A 3,850-nucleotide genomic window follows, 5' to 3' on the forward strand; every position below is an offset into this window, starting at 1 on the left:
GAGTAATCTCTTAATGAAGCATTAAAATCGTACGACAATAAAAGAGCAAACCTGGAACAAAATGCAAAGTATCTGGAGGGAATGCCCCCCCAGAACGCCGTTTCCATCCTATTGCAGATGGACGACACGGAGATGGTTGATCTTCTGAGAACATCAGAACGATTAGCTACCGTATCGGGCAAAGCGTCCCTGGTTGCCTTCTGGTTGTCATTAATGCCTTCTGAGCGTGCCGCTCAGATTCAAAGCAAAATGGCCTTAAAACCGGAGGATTAAATCATCTGGAGGTGCCATGATTCAGTTGTCTTCTCCTTCACCGGATTCAATTCCGGTTCAGCAGGGAAAATCACCTGATAGGGCTCCTGGCCTGAAAAAGAATAGTGATGGCTTTAAAAAGGCTCTCGTCAAGGAAAAAAAGAGTCTTGAATCTGAAGCGGAATCCCCCAGGAAGACTGTCGCGGCATCAAAAAATAAGACAGCTGATGCAGCCTCCCAGTCGGGAGACAAACGGACTGTTTCCAGTCCTCAGGGTGACAAGGACAGAATCTCAGACAAGAAACTGCTGGCGAAGCTTTTTGCACAGTCTGGAAAAGGTCAGCCTGTCACCGGTCGTGTTGCAGAAGAGAAAATCCTATCCCTTCTAAAAACTCACAAAAAAACTAAACTTCCCGAAATTGCCTCCCTTCAAGGTTCGAAGGATTCTTCCGAGGTCCTCGCCTCTCTCTCTCTACCTCAGAAGTCTGTCACCGGAAAAGTAAATACAAAAATTGAAGATCCGAAATCGGATGGTGAGGCAGCTCCTAAAATCATAGAGACAGCTCCTCAAGTCCTAAAAGATGGTGTAAAGCCAGGTGAACCTGACTTACAGAAATCTTCCGCACCTTCCGTACTCCTGGCACATTCGGATTTAAAACCGGATGGTGAAAGTAAAAAAGAATCATCCCTGTCAAAGAACAAAAAGAAAAGCTCCCCTGCAGATGTGAAAATCAGTTTTGAAGACAGAAGAAGAGCGGTTACTGCGGATAAGACTGTTCCACTGTTAAAAGAAGTTGACTCCCATGGTCCAGCAAACCGGATGACTCTGGAACTGGTTCCCTCAGAGGAACTGCCCGGGATGATGCCTCAGGGTGATCAGGTGGATAGCAGTGGAAAAACTTTTGTCCTTCAAACGGCGGAAGAGCAGAAGGGCGCGGCCCTTTTGGACAGGCAGCTTCATGAAAAAGGAACACAGGAACTTACCAAGAACATACGTTTTGTTCTTAAAGACAACAAAGAGGGAGAAATTAAACTCATCCTCAAGCCTGAATCTCTTGGAAAAGTCAGGATTAATCTGAATGTTCATGAAAACAATATAGTTGGGAAAATAATTGTCGAAAATAATAGTGTACGCCAGGCATTTTTGAATAATCTGGCAGATTTGACCAAAGCACTGGAAGAGAGCGGGTTCGGTTCTGCATCCCTGGATGTCTCTGTCGGTGGTGGTCAGACACAGGGCCGGCAGCAGCATAGCAATGAAAAACCTGTTTATTATAGTGAGTCTGCCCTGGGCAATCTGGATGGGCAGATTCCTGTTGTCTATGAAGATGGAATGACCTTCAGTCAGATCAATATGGTCGTCTAGGTTCTCCGTTTTTAATAGGGAGAACCTTCAGTTTAAATATGAACCCTCTGGGTTAGGAGATAGTTGGAATGGATTTCAGTACACAGATGAATGCTTCGGAAAGTGCAAAAGTTTCCATGCAGGTAGATAGTTTTAACAAGTCACTCAATGGGAACAAGGTGAAAAGTCAAGAACTGGGGAAAGATGACTTTATGAAAATTCTCATCACTCAGTTGTCCCATCAGGACCCGACCAAACCGATGGAAGATAAGGAATTCATTGCCCAGATGGCACAGTTTTCCAGTCTCGAGCAGATGACCAATATGAATAAGCAGTTTACGAATATGGCAGAGCGGCTTAACAGCTCCCAGGCTTTTAATGTTCTGGGAAAAAATGTTGAGCTTATGTCTGCAGGTCAAACCATCCAGGGTCAGGTGGAAGCCGTCACGGGTGGTGAGTACCCGCAGCTGCTGGTCAACGGCAGCTACTATGATTTCAATACATTACAGACAGTATATAACACTAAAGGAGAGTCCCAGTTATGATGCGCTCACTCTATTCCGGAGTATCCGGACTTCAGAATCATCAGACAAGAATGGATGTGATCGGTAACAACGTAGCCAACGTCAATACCATCGGTTTTAAAAAAGGCCGGGTTATTTTTCAGGATATGATTTCTCAGGGTATGCGGGGAGCCGCGAGACCCACCGAGGAACTGGGTGGTGTAAACCCCATGCAGGTCGGATTGGGAATGACAGTGGCTACCATTGATACAATTCACACTCAGGGCTCTCTGCAGTCAACGGGGAATTCCACCGACCTGGCTATTCAGGGAAATGGATTCTTTATTCTCAGTCAGGGGGATAAGGAATTTTACTCCATAGCCGGTGCCTTCGGTCTGGATGAAGGCGGAATGCTCGTCAATCCTGCCAATGGTATGAGAGTTCAGGGATGGGAAGCCGAAACCCTGGAAGGTCAAACATATCTAAATACAGCCAGTGACACGAAAGATCTGTTTATCCCTATAGGAAGTAAAGATCCCGCCAGTGCCACATCAGAAGTTGAGTTGGCCTGTAACCTGGATAAAAGAACACCTGAAGTCCTTCCCGGTGCGGGCACTGCGGATATAAGAGAAGGAACCTGGACCATTGATAAGGACATCTACGACTCATTTGGTAATGTACATAAGATGACCATCAATTTCACGAAAGCAACAGGTGTTAACAATCAATGGAATGTGTCAGTCAATGTGGATGAAACTGGTGAAAACCCCACAAATACAACACTGGACATTGGAGCTCAGAACAATGCCGACGGTACTTTTACCATGGAATTTGATAATCTGGGAGCCCTCACATCTGCTTTTGATGCTCAGGGAGATGCTATCACAGAAGGTAATTTGCTGATTCCTGTCTCTTTTGATCTTCTCGACTCCACTCCCGGTGCGGATGGTGCCCCCATCCGACAGACCCTCAATCTGAATCTGGGAGAAGTCGGCAGTTACACGAATAGTGTGACTCAGTTTGCCGAAACATCCTCGACTAAAGCGTTTCGTCAGAATGGGTATTCCATGGGTTATCTGGAAACATTTCAGATTGACTCCCGTGGTGTTATCACCGGCGTCTATTCTAATGGTACAAACAGATCCCTCGGACAGGTGGCTCTGGCTAGTTTTATCAATCCCGGCGGCCTGGAAAAGGGCGGAGAGAGCACCTACATGGCCACCATCAACTCGGGGGAAGCCAATATAGGACCATCCGGTATTGCCGGTAAGGGTAAGTTTGTTTCCGGAGCTCTGGAAATGAGTAATGTGGACCTTGCAGAACAGTTTACTGATATGATCGTCACCCAGAGAGGGTTTCAGGCCAATAGTAAATCTATCACAACTAGTGATACCATGCTGCAGGAACTCCTACAGCTCAAAAGATAAGGGTAACTGAATAAATGGTAGAAGTAACCATGATGGGGAAATTGAACAAAGTTATATTTCTTAATCCCCATCAGATTGAATATATTGAAGCCGATGCCAGTACCACCATCGTGATGCTTTCGGGTAAACGCCTGGTCGTTCAGGAAAAATATTCCACAATCTTTGACCGGATTGTGGAATATAGACGCCTGATCGGCGGCTTCAAAAACGAGGAGTAGTCTTTATATGGATATAGCAACGATTGGTGGATTGATCGGTGGACTTTTTCTTATCGTCGGATCGATTATAGCCGCTGGAAATGCCCTGTCTCTCTATTTGGATAT

5 protein-coding genes are annotated in these 3,850 nt (G+C 45.8%); all 5 read left to right on the forward strand.

Annotated features, from left to right (window positions below; genetic code table 11):
• Positions 1-81 precede the first annotated feature (81 nt).
• The 5 genes from PF479_RS07455 (at position 82) to PF479_RS07475 (ending at position 3,745) form a co-directional block, all read left to right on the forward strand.
• Complete coding sequence (locus tag PF479_RS07455; protein ID WP_298004336.1) at positions 82-273, forward strand: hypothetical protein; 192 nt, start codon at positions 82-84, stop codon at positions 271-273.
• A 16-nt stretch (positions 274-289) separates the two neighbouring features.
• The gene (locus tag PF479_RS07460) at positions 290-1,618 is read left to right on the forward strand and encodes a flagellar hook-length control protein FliK (protein WP_298004339.1); all 1,329 of its coding nucleotides are present in this window, start codon (positions 290-292) and stop codon (positions 1,616-1,618) included.
• A gap of 68 nt (positions 1,619-1,686) precedes the next feature.
• On the forward strand, positions 1,687-2,142 hold the full coding sequence (gene flgD / locus PF479_RS07465; RefSeq protein ID WP_298004342.1) for a flagellar hook assembly protein FlgD: 456 nt from the start codon (positions 1,687-1,689) through the stop codon (positions 2,140-2,142).
• Complete coding sequence (flgE, locus tag PF479_RS07470) at positions 2,139-3,527, forward strand: flagellar hook protein FlgE (protein ID WP_298004344.1); 1,389 nt, start codon at positions 2,139-2,141, stop codon at positions 3,525-3,527. Before flgD ends, flgE begins: the two co-directional genes overlap by 4 nt.
• A 14-nt stretch (positions 3,528-3,541) precedes the next feature.
• Positions 3,542-3,745 carry a flagellar FlbD family protein gene (locus PF479_RS07475; RefSeq protein WP_298004347.1) on the forward strand — a complete coding sequence of 68 codons (204 nt, stop codon included), beginning with the start codon at positions 3,542-3,544 and terminating at the stop codon, positions 3,743-3,745.
• Positions 3,746-3,850: the final 105 nt, after the last annotated feature.

It is taken from the genome of Oceanispirochaeta sp., assembly GCF_027859075.1.
In the GTDB taxonomy this organism is placed as follows: domain Bacteria; phylum Spirochaetota; class Spirochaetia; order DSM-2461; family DSM-2461; genus Oceanispirochaeta.